We start from the raw sequence: 17,337 nt of genomic DNA on the forward strand, positions 1-17,337 counted from the left end.
TTCGCTCAATGGAGGGCCCGCCCTGCCATGCCCACACCCCCGCACCCCCGGCTTCCGCTGATCATGGCTCTGGCCTGCGGCGTCGCCGTGGCCAACGTCTACTTCCCGCAGGCCCTGACCCCGCTGATCGCCCACGGCTTCGCCGTCTCCCCCGCCACCGCCGCCACGGTCGCCACCGTGGCCCAGCTGGGGTACGCCGCCGGAATCTTCCTGCTGGTGCCGCTCGGCGACCGGCTGCCCCGGCGGCCGCTGATCGGCACCCTGCTCGCCGCCACCACCGCCGCCCTGCTCGCGGCCGGCCTGGCCCCCTCGCTGGGCTTCCTGCTCGCCGCCGGCGCGGTGGTCGGCGCCGCCACCGTCGTGCCGCAGCTGCTCATCCCGCTGGCCGCCGGCCTGGTCGCCCCCGAGCGGCGCGGCGCGGTGATCGGCACCCTGCAGGGCGGACTGATCGGCGGCATCCTGCTCGCCCGCACCTTCGGGGCGACCGTCGGCGGCGCGCTCGGCTGGCGCGCCCCCTATCTGATCGCGGCCGCGCTCACCGCCCTGCTGACCGTCGTCCTCGCCAAGGCCCTGCCGCCCGGGCCCGGCCCCGCCGGCACCGAGCGCTACCCCGCCCTGCTCGCCCAGACCGTGCGCCTGCTGGCGAGCGAGCCAGCGCTGCGTCGCTCCGCGCTCTACCAGGCCACGCTGTTCGCCGGGTTCAGCGCGGCCTGGACGGCGCTGGCCCTGCTGGTCACCGGCCCCACCTACCGCCTCGGCGCCCAGGCCGTGGGCCTGCTCGCGCTGATCGGCGCCGCCAGCATGCTCACCACACCGGCCGCCGGGCGGCTCGCCGACGGGCACGGCCCCGACCGGGTCAACCTCGGCTGCATCCTCGGCGCCCTCCTCGCGGCCGCCGTGCTCGGCCTGGGCGGCCTCGGGGGGATCGCCGGGCTGGCCGCGCTGATCGCCGGTCTTGTGCTGCTCGACATCGCCGTCCAGGGCAACCAAGTGGCCAACCAGGCCCGCATTCTGGCGCTGCGCCCCGAGGCCCGAGCCCGCCTCAACACCGCCTACATGACCTGCTCGTTCCTGGGCGGCAGCGCCGGATCGGCGCTCGGCGTGCGCGCCCAGGCGGCGTTCGGCTGGGGCGGCGTCTGCGCCCTGATCGCCCTGGCCGCCGCCGTCGCGCTGGGCGCGCACATCTGGCTCGCCCGCCCGATCCGGGTGCGGCCCGGCCGAGTTCACACCTGATCCACCACCATCACCAGCACGAGGAGACCCCGATGACCTTCCCCGCCATGCCGCCCGCCGTCCTGCAGTTCTTCCGCGAGTCCCAGTCGGGCGATGCGGCGGCGTGGGCCGCCGCCTTCGCCGAGGACGGCGTCTTCCACGACCCGGTCGGGCAGCCGCCCTTCGAAGGGCGCCCCGCGATCGAGGAGTTCATCCGCTCGATCCTGCCGAACTTCGACCCGTTCCTCGGCCTGACCCCGCTGACCGCCCACACCGTGGGCCGCCACACCGCCGTCTCCTGGCGCGGCGCCGCCGTCGCCAAGGACGGGAGCCCGGTCAACTGGTCCGGTATCAACATCTACGAACTGGACGACGACGGGCTGATCCGGGAACTCAAGGCCTACTTCAACCCGGCCGTCTTCCAAGCCCAGCTGGCCGGCTGAGAGCCTCCTGACGATCGGCGAACGCCCGCGGAACTCCCCTGCGGGCGTTCGGCTTTCGGCTCCGGTCCGGTATCGTCACACCGCCACCACGCTCCCCACCACCCTCAGCGGCCCCAGCCCCGCACTTGAACGTCGCCTTCGCCGTGGTCTGTACCGCGCCCGTGAAACAGCCGTCGGAGCTTGCGATTTGCCGCCCGATGGCCGAAAGCGGGCAGGTCTCTTGGCTGGAACCCAGCTGGTCCGCCATCCGTGCGCCTGCCTATGGTGAGGCCCCGATCAGCGCTGGATGACCACCACTCCCACCATCCCCTGATCGCCTTCCTCAGGCCCCTCATGCGCGTTGCCGCGCATTCACGACCCCACTCGCACCACGTCATCACTCTGGAGCGTGGCTTCCATGCACGTCTCGGTAGCCGTCGTCGGCGGCGGTCCGCGCGGTCTCAGCATCCTGGAACGGATCTGCGGCCAACCACACACCGACTGGGATTCCCTGACGGTTCATCTGATCGACCCGCACCCGCCCGGAGCGGGTGTCCATCTCCCCGACCAGCCGAACTACCTGCTCATGAACACCATCGCGGGACAGGTCACGATGTTCCGCACCGGCGACCGGTCCGCGACCGGACGGCCCATCGCCGGCCCCAGCCTCGCCGACTGGGCGGGCGCCGCCGCCGACAGCTACCTGCCGCGCGGCACCCTGGGACGCTATCTCGCTTTCGCCTACCGGCGGTTGCGCCGCCAGGCCCCGCCCAACGTGCGGATCCAGGAGCACCGAGCCGGCGCCCACCAGGCGCGCACCCTGCGCGACGGCTCCTGGGTGCTGCACCTGTCGGACGGCTCGCTGCTCGCCGTGGACTTCGTCTTCCTGACCACCGGCCACGGCACCAACCAACCCACCGAGGAGGACCAGCGGATCCAGCGGTTCGTCGCCGACCACCGCCGGTCCAACCCCGATCTGCGCTACCTGCGCAGCTGCTATCCACTGCACCAGCTCGACACCATCGAGCCCGGCAGCCGGGTGGCGGTGCGCGGCATGAGCCTGTCGGCCATCGACACGGTGGCGGCCCTGACCACGGGGCGCGGCGGACGCTTCCTCCCGGGCCCGGACGGCGAGTTGGTCTACCGTCCCAGCGGGGCCGAGCCACGCCTGCGGGTGTACTCGCGCAGCGGCCGGATCTTCGCGCCCCGGGCGGTCAACCAGAAGCGGCCGACCGACGTCCACCAGGCCGCCCACCTGACTCTGAAGGCGATCGACGCCCTGCGCGCCGAGGTCGGCCAACTCGACTTCGAGCAGCACCTGTTACCGCTTCTGACGGCCGACCTTCGGGAAGCCGCCGAGGCGACCGGCGGACCGCTCCCAGACGTGGCGGCGCTGCTGCGCCCCCGGGAGCACCGGTTCCCCCGCACCGTGGCCGCCCACCAGCAGGACCTGGTCGACTTCCTGACGGCGGACGAACGCCAGGCCGCCGCAGGCAATCTGACCAGCCCGCTGAAGGCCGCCACCGACGCGATCCGCGACCTGCGCACCGAGCTGCGCCATGCGGTGGAGCACCGCGGCCTGACCCCGCGCTCCCACGAGCAGTTCTGCCAGGTGTACGCCCCGCTGCTGAACGCCGTCGCCGCTGGTCCCCCGGCGCACCGGTCCCGCGAGTGGCGGGCGCTGTTCGCCGCCGGTGTGCTGCAACTCGGCGCCGGCCCCGGCGGCTCGCTCCGACTCGACTCCGAGCGCGCCGAGTTCGCCATCACCGGCGCGGTCCAGTCATCACCGCCGGTGCACTGCGACGTGCTGGTGGGCGCCAGTGTGGACCCGTTCCTGCCCGAGCGGGACACCGCACCGCTGACCCGGTCGCTGCTCGCCGGCGGCCACGCCCGGCCGTTCACCAACGGCTGGTTCCACCCCGGCGGCTTCGACATCGACCAGGTCGGCCGGCTGGTCCGGGCGGACGGCACGATCACCCCGAACTTCTGCGCCCTGGGCCATCCCACCGAGGGCGCCCACTACTTCACCAACATGCTGCCCGCCCCGGGCGTCGACTCCCGGGTCACCGCCGACGCCGAGGCGGCGGTGCGGGCCATGGCCGAGCACCTGCGCCACACCGTCGCGCACCGCGCCAACCCCCTTCCCGTCCAAGGAGTCGCACCGTGACCGTCGCCCCGCAGCGCCTGCGCTGGATCGACCCGTTCACCGTCACCGGCCGCCATGTCTCGCTGATCCCACTGGAGTTCGAGCACGAGCAGGGGCTGGTCGAGGCCGTCCAGGACGGCCGGGTCTGGGACACCTGGTTCGCCGCCGTGCCCTCCCCCGACCGCATGCGCCAGGAGATCGAGCGCCGCCTCGACCTGGCCGCCGCCGGCACCATGGTGCCGTTCACCGTGCTCGACGCCCAGGGCCGGATCGCCGGCATGACCAGCTACATGAACGTGGACGCCCCCAACCGCCGCCTGGAGATCGGCTACACCTGGTACCGCGCGAGCGTGCAGCGCACCGGGCTGAACACCGAGGCCAAACTCCTGCTGCTGGGCCACGCCTTCGAGCAGGCCGACTGCATCGCCGTGGGGTTCAGGACGGCGTTCTTCAACGCACCCAGCCGGCGGGCGATCGAGCGGCTCGGCGCCAGGTTCGAGGGGATCCGGCGCAACCACCTGATCCTGGCGGACGGCACGGTGCGCGACACCTGCTACTACAGCATCATCGACAGCGAGTGGCCGGCCGTGCGGCGCCATCTGACCTGGCTGCTGGACCGGTCGTAGTGCAGCCCGTCGCCGACACCGCCGGGCCGGCGATCGCACCGACTGCGCCGGCCGTGGGGCGGGTGCTGACGGCACCGGCCAAGTGCGCCGTCTTCCTGCTCGGGGTGTGCGCGCTACTCAACATCTACTCCACCCAGCCGCTGCTGCCGGTGCTGTCCCGGGACCTGCACGTGCCACTGGGCCAGAGCACCTGGACGATCAGCGCGACCACCCTCGGCGTCGCCGTGATGGCCCCGCTGGCCGGCTCGGCCTCCGACCGGCTGGGGCGGCGGCGGGTGATCCTGGCGGCGATCGGCGCCTCGCTGGTCACCACCCTGGCGCTGGCCACCGCCTGGAGCTTCACCGCCCTGCTGGTGCTGCGGCTGGCGCAGGGCCTGCTCATCCCGTTCGTCTTCGCGGTGGCGGTCGCCTACCTCGCCGAGGAGTACGACGGCGCCCGGGCCCAGGCCGCCAACGCGCTCTACGTCTCCGGCACGGCGTTCGGCGGCTTCCTGGGCCGGTTCCTGGCCGGGGTGGCCGCCGCGCACGCCGGCTGGCGCGCCTCGTTCCTGCCGCTGGCCGCCGTGCTGCTGGTCACCCTGCTGGCGGCCTGGCGGTGGCTGCCGGCCGAGCGCCACTTCGAGCGCTCCCGCTCGCTGCTGGCCGGCCTGCACGGCATCGGCGGGCACCTGGGCAACCCGCGGTTGCTGGGCACCTGCCTGGTCGGTGCCGCGCTGCTGTTCCTGCAGGTCGGCGCGTTCACCTATGCGGGCCTGCGCCTGGAGGGCCCGCCGTTCCGGTTGAGCACCCTGCAGAGCGGCGCGGTGTTCGCGGTCTTCCTGATCGCGGTGGTCGCCACCCCGCTCGCCGGCCGGCTGATCACCCGGTTCGGGCGGCTGCGCGCATTCGCCGTGGCCGGGCTGGTCTCGCTGATCGGCCTCGGCCTCACCCTGATCCCCACCACGCCCACCGTGGTCGCCGGCCTGGCGGCCTCCTGCACCGGGGTCTTCGCCGGTCAGGCCTGTGCGATCGGCTACGCCGCGACGGCCGGCCGGGCCGCCCGCTCCGGCGCGGTCGGGCTCTACCTGGCCGGCTACTACGCCGGGGGCAGCGTCGGCGCCGTCGCCCCGGCCCCCGTCTACGCCGCCGGCGGCTGGACCGCCTGCGCCGCCCTGCTGGCGGCCGTCACCGGCCTCGCCATCGTCATCGCCCGCCTGAGCTGGTCGACCACCACCGACCGGCGCCGCCCCGTCGAGGAGTCCAGATGACCGACCCGAACCCGTCAGCTCTGCTCAGCAGCCGCGACACCTTCTTCTGGCTCTGCACCCTGGACCAGGCCTCGACGGTGATGACCGTCGAACAGGGCATCGTGCCGGCAGAGATCGGCGCCCGGACCGCCGCGGCGATCGCCCAGGTGATCGCCGACGCCGCCGAGCCCGGCGCGGACCGGCCCACCGACTACCTCCAAGTCGAGCCATTGGTACGACAGTTGGTCGGTCCGGACGCCTCCCGGATGCACTCCGGGCGCAGCCGTCAGGACATGCTCGCCACCGTGCACCGGCTGCTGCTGCGCGACCGGCTGCTGCTGGTCCACCGAGCGCTCGGCGAGTTGCGCGGCCGGCTGCTGGCCATCGCCGAGCGGTACCAGCACGCCATCGTTCCGGCCTACACCAACGGAGTTCAGGCCCAGCCCGTCACCTTCGGGCATCTGCTTCTCGGCTACGAGGCCACGCTGCGCCGCTCGGCCGCCCGGCTGACCGAGGCCTATCCCCGGGTCAACTCCTCGCCGTTGGGCGTGGCCGCGCTGGCGACCTCCAGCTTCCCGGTCAACCGCACTCGGCTGGCCGAGCTGCTGGGCTTCGACGACACCGTGCACAACTCCTTCGATGCGGCCCAACTCTCGCCCGTGGACGTCGGGTTCGAGGTCGCCTCGGTCGCGATGGCGCTGGCCCTGTCGATCGGCACCCTGGTGCAGGACATCCATGCGCAGTACCACCACGCCCGCCCGTGGATCGTGTTGGACGACACCGGCCTGCTGGCCCCCAGCACCCTGATGCCGCAGAAGCGCAACCCGGTGGCGCTCAACCGGGCCCGCCTGCTGGCCAGCGAGGTGGTCGGCGACGGTGTGTCGACCGCGATGGCGGCGCACAACGTCGCCTCCGGGCTGACCGACTACAAGCGCGCCGAGGCGGCCCGCACCCTGGAGCGCGCGCTGGCCCTGCTGGCCGAGGTCGACGCGATCGCCGCCGCACTGCGCCTCGACGAGCAGGCTGCCCTCGACGAGGTGCGCGGCGACTGGTCCACCACGTCCGAACTGGCCAATGTGCTGCAGCAGAAGGCCGATGTGCCGTTCCACATCGGCCACAAGTTCGCCTCGGCGCTGGTCACCCACGGGCGCGGCAAGCAACTGACCATCGACCAGCTGGACTTCGCGGATGTGCGGCGGCTGTATCGGGAGACCGCTGTCGGATTCTCCGAGGCCGAGGCCGAACTCCCGCTGACCGAGCCGCAGTTCCGGGATGCGCTGGACCCGGCCGCGATGATCTCCCGGTATCGCGGCCTCGGCGGTCCGCAGCCGGCCGAGGTGCACCGGATGCTGGGCGCCGCCCGCAGCGCGCTGGTCGAGGACGTGGGCTGGCGGGAGGCGGCCGAGGGCCGGCTGCGGGCCGCCGAGGCGGGGTTGCGGGGCAAGTTCACGGCGCTGCTGGCGCAGGCGGCCGGGCGGTGAGCACGATCGGTAGAAAACGCCTCGCCGTACCGTGAGCGCGATCGGCAGAAAACGCCTCGCGGTGCGACAGGCCCCCGCCTACCCTCGCCTGCATGACCTCAGCTGACCTGTCACCGCTCGGCCCACTCACGATCCGCCCGGAGACCGCCGCCGACCAGCCCGCCGTGCACGAGCTGGTGGCCCGCGCCTTCGACGGCCCCGAGCGGGTCCCCGGGCTGGTCGCGGCCCTGCGCACGGCGCCGGCCGCACTCGCGCCGCTCTCCTTCGTGGCCGTGGCCGTGGCCGACGAGCGGATCGTCGGCCACGTCATGCTGAGCGCGGTCCGCCTGGACGCCCCACGCCGGCTGGTGGACGTGCTGTCCTTCAGCCCGCTGTCCGTGCTGCCCGAGGCGCAGGGTCGCGGGATCGGCACCCGGCTCATCCGGCACGCGCTCACGGCCGCCGACCAGACCGGGGCGCCGCTGGTGTTCCTGGAGGGCTCGCCCCGCTACTACGGCTCCCGGGGCTTCGAGCCGGCGAGCCCGCTCGGCTTCCGCTCGCCCTCGCTGCGGATCCCCGACGCCGCCTTCCAGGTGGCCAAGCTCACCGCCTACCAGCCGTGGATGACCGGGACCTTGGTGTACTCGGAGCCGTTCTGGGCCTTCGACTGCGTGGGGCTGCGGGATCCGAGCGCCTGACGGGCCGCCAGGCCGCCAGGCCGCCGGGGCGCTGGGGCGCTGGGGCGTGATCGCCGGACGGGTGGCCGCGCCCGCCCGGCGCACGACAGAATGTTCCCGCACGTCCCGCGTGCCCCTGCCGATCCACCCAGCATCCGATGAGGTCACCCGTGTCCGTCCCCGTAGAACCGTCCGGCGCGTTCGGCCCCGCCCACGCCGCGGCCGCCAGGCTGATACCGGCCGACGCCGTTCCCGTCACGGACGAGGACGCCGCCCCGGCGGGAGCCGACACCGACACCACGGAGGACGGCGGCGTGCGGGCGCTGCTGCTGCGGCTGCGGGCGGCCGCCGCCGACGCCCCCTCGGACGAGGCGACCGGCTATCTGCTGGAGCTGGTGGCCCGTGAGATGACGGCGGTGCTCGGCCGGTTCGACCGTGACGCGCTGATCGCCTGGCGGGAACGCGCCTGCCAGCACGACGCGGCCGGCAACCCGGGCGCTGCCGTCCACCTGCTCGCCCAGGTGGTCACCGAGATGACCCAGCACCTCGGCCCGACCGACTCCGACACCCTGGTGACCCATCTCGAACTGGCCACCGCGATCGGCAACAACGGCGACCCGCGCACCGCCGTCCAGCGGTTCCAGGAGCTGGTTCCGGCCCTCGCCATGGCGCACGGCGCCCAGGACGCCCGGGTGTTGACGGTGCAGGTGCGGATGGCCACCAATCTGGCGCGGGCCGGCGAGGTGTTCCCCGCCGTCCAGCAGCTGCAGTCGCTGGTCCCGTGGATCCAGCAGAACCTGCCGGCCGGCCATCCGCTGCTCGGCGAGGCCCGCTGCGCGTTGGCCCGCCTGGTACCGACGTTCCGCCACCTCACCGGCACTCCGGACAGCGCCGGGCTGGGCCCGGTCGAGGCGGTCGCCATGGTGCACCGCCTGCTGGTCTGGGACTTCGGCTCGGACGCCGAGGCGAAGGCCTGCGTCAAGGACCTCGGCCGGTTCACCGGCAAGCGCGGCATCGCGGACCGGCTCGCCGCGATCCCGGACGACATGTCCGCCGAGCAGGCGGCGGGATTCCTGCTGGCCTGAGCGGCAGTCCTACCCGGCAACCACTTTTCCAGGAGCTCCCGCATGCCGCAGCCCGAAACCGTTTACGCCACCGGTCGCCTGACGGTACGTCAGTGGCACCCCGCCGATCAGGACCGGGCGTTCGACCTCTACTCCCGCTGGGAGGTGGCCCAGTGGCTCGGCAGCACCCCGCGCGCCTACGAAAAGCCCGACGAGGCGGCCGTGTTCATCGAGCGCTGCCGGCTGCGCGGCGCCGAGGATCCCCGGTTCGGGGCGTGGGCGCTGGAACGCCGGGACACCGGTGCGGTCGCCGGGACGGTGCTGCTGCTGCCGATGACGGACGCCGACGGACCGACCGATGTGGTCGAGGTCGGCTGGCATCTGCACCCCGACTCCTGGGGTCACGGCTTCGCGACGGAGGCCGCCCGTGGCGCCCTCGCCAAGGGTTTCGGCGACGGCCTCGCGGAGATCCGCGCCGTGGTCCGGCCCGACAACCAGCGCTCGGCGGCCGTCTGCCGCCGCCTCGGTATGGCCGACGCCGGTGTCACCGAGCGCTGGTACGGCATGCCGCTCATGGAGTTCCGCATGACCCGTGCCGCGTGGGAGGCGGCGGTCGGCGAAAGGTAGAGGCCCTGCTGGCACCTGCTGCACCTGCGGGGTCCACACGTGTCAGACGTCGCCCTTGATGCGGGCGTGCAGGTGCTGGTCGTGCCAGCCGTCCGCGTGCAGCAGGGCGCTGCGCATGGTGCCTTCGAGGGCGTAACCGGCCTTGGCCGCCACCCGACAGGAGGCCGGGTTCGCCGTCGAGTGGCAGAGCACCAGCCGATGCAGGCCGAGCTCGTCCAGCGCCCACTGGCTGAGCCGGCGCACCGCCGCCACCGCGACACCGCCGCCGCGGGCCTCGGGCAGCAGCCAGTAGACGATCTCGGCGCTGCCGCCCGCAAGGTCCAGCTCGCGCCAGCCGATCAGGCCGACGGCGAGGCTGTCGGCGCCCGGGTGTGCGATCGCCCAGATGGCGGCTTGCTCGGCCTGGCGGCGCTCATGCATGCGCTGGATCCGGCGGCGGGCGTCCGCCAGGGAGTCCACGCTGAACAGGTTCCACTGCTGGATCGCCGGGTCCTGCGCGGCCGTCAGCAGGGCCCGGGCATCACCGTCGCCAGCCTCGCGCCAGGGGCGCAGGAGATGGCCGGTGGGCAGGCTGAGCTCGGGGTGCGGCGGTATCGCGAGGCGGCCGGGTGGGACGACGGGGTCGATCGGGGGCATGTGTTCCCTGCCTGGTTGAAACGGCGTCAGCGGTAGACGGCCAGCTGGGGGTGGTGGCGCAGCATCGCTGCGATCACCTCCTCCGGGCCGACCGGCAGCGTGTTGGCGGAGATGTTCGCCGGGCCGAAGCCCAGACCACGGTTGCCGGAAGCGGTCATCCTCACCAGCCGCGGTGCGCGCGCCAGGTAGCCGGCGGGGTCGTGCAGCAGCAGCTCGATGAAGCGCTGGTTGGCGCTTCGCACGGTCATCTCCCGGATCCGCAGCCCGGCGATCTCCTGCCAGGCGATCCGCCCGAGTTGAGCGTGTTCCACTCCGGCCTGGTCGATGATCAGCTCCGGCCGGCCCTTCACCAGTCGGATCCCGTACAGGACCGCGCAGGCCCCGAAGAACGGAACCGCCAACCCTCCGCCGATCACCGCCTTCACCGAGCCGTGCCAGATCAGCAACCCCACGCCCAGCGCGACGAAGGCCAGCGCGCCGAGCAGCATCAGGACGACCCGCCGCTTGTCGGACGGGTACACGGTCGGCGGCAACACGCCGGTCTCGTTGATCACGCGGCACAAGGTAGCGCCTGGCCACCCCACCTGACCAGGGTGTTTCTCAGCTCATCCGCCGGCGCCGGAGTTCGTCCAGCCAGCCCCGCAGTTGCTCGTCACCATGCAGGAACCCCGCCGGTGGCGGTCCGGCGGGCAGGTCGACGCCGACGAGCAGGTTGAGCGCCCACCACTCCGCCTCTCCCCACTCCAGCGTGTCGTCCACCACCCACCGGGTCGCCCAGGAGCGCCAGGCGGGCCGCCCCTAGTCGCGGTCGCGGCGGGTGGCTGCGGCGGCTTTTCCGATGTGCTCGGCGGGGACCGGCTTGTCCGTCTCCGACCAGGGCGACATGGCGTCGAGGTACCTGCTCAGCAGCATGCTGTCACCGGCTGCGACCGCGGAGTTGGGGCGGGACGCCCGAAACCCGGTAGCCCAACGCCGCCAGGCGCCCCGCGACCTCCCCCGGCGTGCGACCGGTGATCACTGCTGCCCGCAGCACATGGTCGACCGGAACCCGCTTGGCCGGTGACAACCACACCGGCCAACCGTTCACCCGCGAACTGACCAGCAGCTCATCACCCAGGACGACATCCGCCGAGTCCACTTCGGGCACGCGGTACCCCAGCACCGACAACCGCGCCGCCACCTCCCGCACCGAACAGTCCGTCTTGGCAGCAGCCGCCACCAGATGCCCGAACTCGACCGGCTCGTCGGTCTCCAACCAGGGGTCATCGCTGTCAACGTACTTGCTGAGCAGCACGATGTCGTCGGCGTGGACGGCGCTGTCGGGCGGAGCGTCCGGGAGTCGGTAGCCCAACGCCAACAGGCGCCCGGCGATCTCGCTCGGGCTGCGGCGGGTGATCGCCGCCGCGCGCAGGACGTGGTCAGCCGACACCGGCGCACTCGGCGCCAGCCAGTGGGGCCAACCGTTCACGCGGCAACTGACCAGCAGTTCGTCACCGGGGAAGGCGTCCGGCAGGTCCACCTCGGGCAGGCGGTACCCCAAGGCCGTCAGGCGCGCCGCCACCTCGCGCGCCGAGCGGTCCGTCTTGGCAGCCGCCGCCACCAAGTGTCCGAACTCGACCGGCTTGTCGGCCTCCAGCCACGGCGACTCGGCGTCGAGGTACCTGCTGACCAGTGCTCGGTCAGCCGGTCCGGCCGCGGTGTCGGGGAGGGCGTCCGCGATGCGGTAGCCGAGCGCCGCGAACCGGGCCATCACGTCACCCGGGGTACGGTTGGTGGCCGCCGCCGCCCGCAACACATGCTCTGCCGAGATCAGTTCGGTGCTGGGCAGCCAGGACGGCCAGCCGTTCAGGCGTGAGCTGACCAGCAGCTGGTCGCCAGGCTGGACGTCCTGCGGCGGTGTCGCCCGCACGTCATAGCCCAGCGCCTTCAGCCGGTCCGCGATCTTCTGCGCCGACCGATCCAGCTTGGCAGCGGCCGCCACCAGATGCCCCAACTCCACCGGCTTGTCGGTCTCCAGCCAAGGCGACTCCGCGTCGACATATTTGCTGAGCATCACGACGTCACCGGGCCGGACCGCGCTGATCGGCGGAGCCTGACGCGCCGCACCTGCGGCCCGCCACTTCAGCCAGCTCAGCCAAGCCTTCCGGGCTTTTCCTCCCTCGGACTTGAGCATCGCACCCCCCAGTACGTGATCTTGCGCTGCCCGATCATAGACCCAGCACCGACCTGCAGCATCGCTGACGTACCGACAGGTGCCTTGCTCTCCCGACACTTTCGAGCGTACCGTCTCGAAACATGTCTTTCGAGAAGTCCTCGCAGCCTCAACAGGCCGACGCCGCAAGCCCGATACGTCGACTGACCGACCCCAAGGCCATGCGGGCCGTCGCTCACCCCACCCGGCTGGCCCTGCTGGAGGCACTGGCCCAGCGCGAACCGCTCACCGCCACGGAGGCCGCAGAGCTGATCGGGGAATCACCGACCAACTGCGCGTTCCATCTGCGCACACTGGCCAAGTACGGCTTCGTCGAGGAGGCTGGAGAGGCGCCGGGGCGACGGCGGCCGTGGCGGCGGAGCCACATCGGCTTCTCGGTGGACGAGGTGCAGCCCGACTCGGAAGGCTCGGCAGCCGCCGGTGCGCTGTCGCAACTGCTGTGGGACACCTGGCTCCAGCGCATCAGCACGGTGAACAGCCGTCGCGCCCGGTTCGAAGGGGACTGGCAGCGGGTGACGGAGGCCATGGAGCATCTGGCCTATGTGACGCCGGATGAGGCCAGGGAGTTGAACGCCGATCTGCTGGCCGTGCTGGACCGCTACCGGGACCGCTTGGCCGACCCGGCCCGGCGTCCGTCCGGCAGTCTGCCCGTCGAGCTGGTGCTGTTCACCTTCCCGCTCGATTCGGTGAAGTCGGCGGGGTGAACGGCCGGATGCGCCGCCTGCCGGCCGATCGCGATGCTCGCCTCTACCTGGCCGGACAGCTGCTCTCCTCACTCGGTGACTCCGCGCTGTGGCTGGCACTCGGCATCTGGATCAAGACGCTCACCGGAAGTGACGCCGCCGCGGGCCTGTCCTTCTTCATGCTCGCCCTAGGCTCATTGGCCAGCCCACTCGGCGGACTGCTCGCCGACCGTTTGCGCCGCCGCCCGCTGCTGATCGCCGTCAACGCCGCCACCGCCGCGCTGGTCCTGCTCCTGCTCCTGGTGCGTGGCCAGGGCCAGGTCTGGCTGATCTACGCGGTGCTGGTCGGCTACGGCGTCTCCGCTGCCGTTCTCACCCCGGCGCAGACGGCACTGCTGCAAACCCTGCTGCCGGCCGAGCTGTTGGGCGCGGCCAACAGCGCGCTGCAGACCGCGCAGTGGGGCATGCGGCTGATCACCCCGCTACTGGGCGCCGGCCTCCTGACGGCTTTCGGGCCGGCCCCGGTGGTCATCGGTGACGCGGTCACCTTCGTGGTGGCCGTGCTGACCCTGGCCGCCCTCCGGGTGACCGAGCAATCCCCAAGGCCGTCCGGCAAGCGGCTACTTGACGAGGCCGGCGACGGACTGCGGCACATCCGGCACAGCCCGGAGCTGCGGCACCTCACCGTTGCGACCGTGCTGGCCGTCTGCGCCTTCGGCTTGTCCGAACCCACCGTCTTCGCCGTGGTCAGCCAAGGCCTGCACCGCCCCAACGCCTTTCTGGGAGTTCTGACCACCGTCCAGGGCGCCGGCGCCATCGCCGCCGGCTGCACCGCCACCGCAGCCCTCCGCCGCCTGGGCGAACAGCGCCTCGCCGCAGCGGGCTTGGCGGGGACCAGCGGCGGCTTCCTGCTGCAGATCGCCCCCGCCACCCCGGCCGCCCTCACCGGCGCCGCCCTGATCGGCGCGGGCCTGCCCTGGCTCATGGTCGGCCTCACGACGCTCTTCCAACGCCGCACCCCGCCAACCCTGATGGGCCGCACCGACGCCGCCCTGACTCTGGCACTCTCCGTGCCCCAAACCCTCGCCATCGCCCTCGGCGCCGCCCTGATAGCCGTCGTGGGCTACCAACTCCTGCTGCTGGCCATCGCGATGCTGACGGCAGCGGCGGCGGTGTACCTGCACATCCGGGGCGCGGGGGCCAGCCGGGGTGCGGGCCTTTGCCGACATCGTGCTGACGGCGACCGGGTGCCGTCCGAACATGTGTAGCTTGACCCCACCGGGTCAGGGTGCCGCGAGGCGCTCCACGACACGGCTGTGCACATAGGGGTGCGGATCGGCGAGGGCCTTTTCGAAGACGATCCGAGGATCGCCGTCGCTCAGTTGGGCAAGCGCCTCCACGGCACGGAAGCGCAACTGCGGTCGGGCGTCACGTTCGGCGACCTTGCCCAGCAAGTCCACGGTACGGTCGTCGCCGACATGGCCCGCGAGGGCGCAGACGAGGAGAGGGCCGTACTCCTCACTGCCGTTCAGGTACGACCTGATCGTGCCCTTCTCCATGTCGAAGAGGAACTGGTTCGGCTGCCGGGTCTCCGGGTTGACGACCATGAGGTTCAGCGAGACCGAGATCTCGCTCGGATAGTGCTGCACATGGATGTCGCGCGATGCGCGGTAGAACATCACCTTTCCCGGACCGAGTGACGTGTGTTCGAGGAACCTCATGTCCACCGGCTCACCCGGGTAGCCCTTGACCTGATCCGGCTCGTACTCCCAGATGGACGTCTCGTAGCCGGAGCCGATGTGACCGACCGTCAGGAAGGAGAAGTCGTGGTCGTGCGGGAGCTCATACGAGTGCAGGACGTCCTCGTTCTCCCGTGCCTGCGCGCTGCGCGCCTGCGGCATCCAGATGTTCGCGCGGACCAGCCATCGGTCGCCGCGCGCGAGGGTCAGTGACTGCGCACCGTACGGGTTTCCGCTCTGGAATTCCGCGACGTCGCGCAGGCCCTCGTTCACCAGGTCGACCAGCACCGTCGCGTTGTTGCTCAGGGCTCGGAGCGCGTCGGCGGAGTCCACGATCGAGTCCTCGTTGCGGACGTCGACGGCGCTCTTGACGTGGTCGATGTAGTCCCTGAGATCAAGACGGTGGTTCTCATCGGTTTCCAGCGTGTACGCCATGCTCTTCACTCACTCCGGGTCGTGCGTCGGGCTTGGGCGGTCGGCCGTCGTGGACTGGACATCGCCGAGGAGGGCGTGCAGGGACCGTCGAGCCGTCTGCTTCACGTGCGGATGGGGATCCTCGGTCGCGCGCTCCAGCAGCTCCATTCCGGTGCGCTGGTCGAGGACCAACGCGGCGCGGGTGGCGTTCCACCGGACGGTGTGGTCGCTGTGGCCGGCCAGGGCCCGCAGGCTCGGCAGGGAGGACGGGTCTCCCGCTGCCGCGAGGAAGCGGATGACGGAGTTCAGGCGTCCGGGCGCCTCCTCGGCCGCCATCATCCGCACGGGAGAGAGCGTGTCGTGGTCGTACTCCCAGCGGTACGGGACGACGGTGCGCGAGGACAGGACGAGCAGGACCGAGGGAGCCTCGGCGGGCTTGATGTCGATGAGATCACGGCCCGCGTGGAACTCGGCCGCTTCACCGGGCTCGAGTACCCGCTCGCCCAGGTGGATCAGACCGCGTTCCGGGTCGAAGACATCGTGCGGCTCCGGTGCCGGCTGCTGCAGCAGCCCATAGCTCAGCGGACCGGTGCCCGGCACTGCCCCGACGCCGAGGAGCATGTGCTCCGTGCTGCTCCAGAGCACCTTTGCGCGGTCTGCGGACTGCTTGCCGGCGAACCGGAGCGACAGGTGCCAGCTCTCGCTTCGCACGATGTTCATGGCGGCAGCGGTGGCCCCGTCGGTGAACTGGTAGAACCTGTCCTCGGTGACCTTCGTCAGTTCGTAGTTGGCGAATTCGACGAAGAAGTCGGACGCCAGAAAGCACAGGAAGGCCGGACGGCAGTCCCAAATTCCTTCCGGGCCGGACTCCCGGAGAATCGGGAAGACCTCCGACGCCAGCTCGTGCAGAGCACGGGGTGCTCGCGGATCGAGGGCGACCTTCGGTGCCGCGAGCCTCGCGACTTCCGGTAGAATATCTGGCATCTGATTCATCCTCGGCAAGGCTCCTCGGCGGGTCGTTGATAACCTGGTTCAGGGGGCCGGAAAAGCTTCAGGGGAGTGACCCCCTGAACCAGGAGAACAGCGAATCAAATACGATGAAGCAGAGCGGTCATCACATGGCCGTGATGATGGCCACGGCGACGATCCCGGCCTTGACCAGGTAGATCGGAGCGATCCCCTCGGGCTGGCCGTCGAGGTCCGGCGTGGGGGCGCTGACGTGGTACGGAAGCTCGTCCAGCGGCAGGTGCGACATGGTGGAATCTCCTCTGTTCATTTCAATCGGTCACGACTTCGGGATATCCGGCGCCGTGATTTCTCTGAACCTACACAGCTGCTACAGAGGCTGCCAGGTACGCTCGGGCAAACCCGACGGCCGGGTGTGCAACCCTCCAGTGCACGTTGGTGCAGGGGCCCAGGTCAACCGAGTGCGGAGCAGTTACCGGATACCGTCCGTGGCGGCTGCCGATGGGATCCGATTGCGAATTTGAGTGTGCATGACGAATTGCGGTGATGATTGTGTTCACGCCAACTCGAATAGCCGGCACTCGCACCACCGCACCACTTCGCCGATCCCCCTGCCGTGGTGCACGCCGGGCTCGCTGACCGGGCAGGTGGGTGGGTCGCAGATGTGCAGGGCGGGCCAACTGCCGTGGGCCGCCAGGGCGAGGTCGGTGCGGGCGCTGTCGCCGACGACCATGCAGAGGGTGCGGCCGGTCGCGTCAAGGTGGGTCCGGACGGCCTTGGCGAAGGCGGGATCGGCCTTGGAGCAGCCGACTTCGGCCGAGATGAGGATCCGGGCGAAGTGGTCGGCGAGGCCGGAGGGGCCAGCTTGCGGCGTTGCAGCGAGCCGGCGCCTTCGGTGGCAAGCCAGAGTTCGTGATGAGCGCTCAACTCAGCGAGTGTCTCGGGTACTTCTGGAAAGGGGCTGACCAACTCGGCCCGGAGGCAGCGGAATTGATCGGAGGCCTCACCAGCGGAGACGGCGTCCTGCCACACCGACCGGCCGTACTCCACCACCCACCGCGCCGCCGCGACCGGCAGCCCCGCCGCCGACGGGTCCAGCCACAGCGCCTCCCAGGAGCTCACCCGGGCGAGCTCTGGCAACTCCCGGTACGGGCAGGCCCGCCATCTGGCGCGCGCCACCCGCAGCACGCCGTCCACCGCGGCCGCGTCAGGCGCGAGGCCGAGGCT

19 protein-coding genes are annotated in these 17,337 nt (G+C 71.7%); 11 read left to right on the plus strand and 8 right to left on the minus strand.

All coding sequences use genetic code 11. The features are described from left to right. Window positions 1–27 precede the first annotated feature (27 nt). From P3T35_RS28075 to P3T35_RS28115, 9 genes are all read left to right on the plus strand, one after another. A complete protein-coding gene (locus P3T35_RS28075; protein WP_218976627.1) occupies window positions 28–1,233 on the plus strand; it encodes an MFS transporter in 1,206 nt (401 codons plus the stop codon). Between the two features lie 32 nt (window positions 1,234–1,265). Then, a complete protein-coding gene (locus P3T35_RS28080; RefSeq protein ID WP_101378658.1) occupies window positions 1,266–1,655 on the plus strand; it encodes a nuclear transport factor 2 family protein in 390 nt (129 codons plus the stop codon). Window positions 1,656–2,052: 397 nt separating this feature from the next. Next, a complete protein-coding gene (locus P3T35_RS28085; RefSeq protein WP_101378659.1) occupies window positions 2,053–3,801 on the plus strand; it encodes an FAD/NAD(P)-binding domain-containing protein in 1,749 nt (582 codons plus the stop codon). After that, window positions 3,798–4,406, plus strand: coding sequence for a GNAT family protein (locus P3T35_RS28090; protein WP_218976628.1), 609 nt, complete (start codon window positions 3,798–3,800; stop codon window positions 4,404–4,406). The genes P3T35_RS28085 and P3T35_RS28090 overlap by 4 nt, the downstream gene beginning before the upstream one ends. After that, a complete protein-coding gene (locus P3T35_RS28095; RefSeq protein ID WP_218976629.1) occupies window positions 4,406–5,653 on the plus strand; it encodes an MFS transporter in 1,248 nt (415 codons plus the stop codon). The genes P3T35_RS28090 and P3T35_RS28095 overlap by 1 nt, the downstream gene beginning before the upstream one ends. Further along, the gene (locus P3T35_RS28100) at window positions 5,650–7,113 is read left to right on the plus strand and encodes a lyase family protein (RefSeq protein ID WP_101378660.1); all 1,464 of its coding nucleotides are present in this window, start codon (window positions 5,650–5,652) and stop codon (window positions 7,111–7,113) included. The genes P3T35_RS28095 and P3T35_RS28100 overlap by 4 nt, the downstream gene beginning before the upstream one ends. Window positions 7,114–7,205: 92 nt before the next feature. Further along, a complete protein-coding gene (locus P3T35_RS28105) occupies window positions 7,206–7,790 on the plus strand; it encodes an N-acetyltransferase (RefSeq protein WP_101378661.1) in 585 nt (194 codons plus the stop codon). 149 nt (window positions 7,791–7,939) lie between these two features. Continuing rightward, window positions 7,940–8,854 (plus strand): hypothetical protein, encoded by a 915-nt coding sequence (locus P3T35_RS28110; protein WP_101378662.1) that lies wholly within the window; start codon window positions 7,940–7,942, stop codon window positions 8,852–8,854. A gap of 42 nt (window positions 8,855–8,896) precedes the next feature. Further along, the gene (locus P3T35_RS28115) at window positions 8,897–9,460 is read left to right on the plus strand and encodes a GNAT family N-acetyltransferase (protein ID WP_101378663.1); all 564 of its coding nucleotides are present in this window, start codon (window positions 8,897–8,899) and stop codon (window positions 9,458–9,460) included. 42 nt (window positions 9,461–9,502) lie between these two features. Here P3T35_RS28115 and P3T35_RS28120 read toward each other — a convergent pair whose 3' ends face one another. From P3T35_RS28120 to P3T35_RS28135, 4 genes are all read right to left on the minus strand, one after another. After that, window positions 9,503–10,096 carry a GNAT family N-acetyltransferase gene (locus P3T35_RS28120; protein WP_101378664.1) on the minus strand — a complete coding sequence of 198 codons (594 nt, stop codon included), beginning with the start codon at window positions 10,094–10,096 and terminating at the stop codon, window positions 9,503–9,505. A gap of 26 nt (window positions 10,097–10,122) precedes the next feature. Beyond that, window positions 10,123–10,650 carry an STM3941 family protein gene (locus P3T35_RS28125; RefSeq protein ID WP_280708251.1) on the minus strand — a complete coding sequence of 176 codons (528 nt, stop codon included), beginning with the start codon at window positions 10,648–10,650 and terminating at the stop codon, window positions 10,123–10,125. 46 nt (window positions 10,651–10,696) lie between these two features. Continuing rightward, the gene (locus P3T35_RS28130) at window positions 10,697–10,855 is read right to left on the minus strand and encodes a hypothetical protein (RefSeq protein ID WP_180356282.1); all 159 of its coding nucleotides are present in this window, start codon (window positions 10,853–10,855) and stop codon (window positions 10,697–10,699) included. A 157-nt stretch (window positions 10,856–11,012) separates the two neighbouring features. After that, window positions 11,013–12,149, minus strand: coding sequence for a hypothetical protein (locus P3T35_RS28135; RefSeq protein ID WP_143676704.1), 1,137 nt, complete (start codon window positions 12,147–12,149; stop codon window positions 11,013–11,015). Between the two features lie 242 nt (window positions 12,150–12,391). Between P3T35_RS28135 and P3T35_RS28140 the strand changes: the two genes are divergently transcribed. Next, window positions 12,392–13,012 carry a helix-turn-helix domain-containing protein gene (locus P3T35_RS28140; RefSeq protein ID WP_101378666.1) on the plus strand — a complete coding sequence of 207 codons (621 nt, stop codon included), beginning with the start codon at window positions 12,392–12,394 and terminating at the stop codon, window positions 13,010–13,012. 8 nt (window positions 13,013–13,020) lie between these two features. Next, complete coding sequence (locus tag P3T35_RS28145; protein WP_143676705.1) at window positions 13,021–14,259, plus strand: MFS transporter; 1,239 nt, start codon at window positions 13,021–13,023, stop codon at window positions 14,257–14,259. A gap of 15 nt (window positions 14,260–14,274) precedes the next feature. Here P3T35_RS28145 and P3T35_RS28150 read toward each other — a convergent pair whose 3' ends face one another. The 4 genes from P3T35_RS28150 to P3T35_RS28165 all read right to left on the minus strand — a co-directional run bounded on the left by P3T35_RS28150 (window position 14,275) and on the right by P3T35_RS28165 (window position 16,843). After that, the gene (locus P3T35_RS28150; RefSeq protein WP_101378668.1) at window positions 14,275–15,165 is read right to left on the minus strand and encodes a HEAT repeat domain-containing protein; all 891 of its coding nucleotides are present in this window, start codon (window positions 15,163–15,165) and stop codon (window positions 14,275–14,277) included. A gap of 9 nt (window positions 15,166–15,174) precedes the next feature. After that, entirely contained in the window at window positions 15,175–16,137 is a 963-nt protein-coding gene (locus P3T35_RS28155) for a HEAT repeat domain-containing protein (protein ID WP_101378669.1), read from the minus strand. Window positions 16,138–16,258: 121 nt separating this feature from the next. After that, the gene (locus P3T35_RS28160) at window positions 16,259–16,399 is read right to left on the minus strand and encodes a hypothetical protein (protein WP_180356283.1); all 141 of its coding nucleotides are present in this window, start codon (window positions 16,397–16,399) and stop codon (window positions 16,259–16,261) included. A gap of 267 nt (window positions 16,400–16,666) precedes the next feature. After that, on the minus strand, window positions 16,667–16,843 hold the full coding sequence (locus tag P3T35_RS28165; RefSeq protein ID WP_180356284.1) for a hypothetical protein: 177 nt from the start codon (window positions 16,841–16,843) through the stop codon (window positions 16,667–16,669). Between the last annotated feature and the right edge of the window lie 494 nt (window positions 16,844–17,337).

It is taken from the genome of Kitasatospora sp. GP30 (assembly GCF_029892145.1).
In the GTDB taxonomy this organism is placed as follows: Bacteria; Actinomycetota; Actinomycetes; order Streptomycetales; family Streptomycetaceae; genus Kitasatospora; species Kitasatospora acidiphila.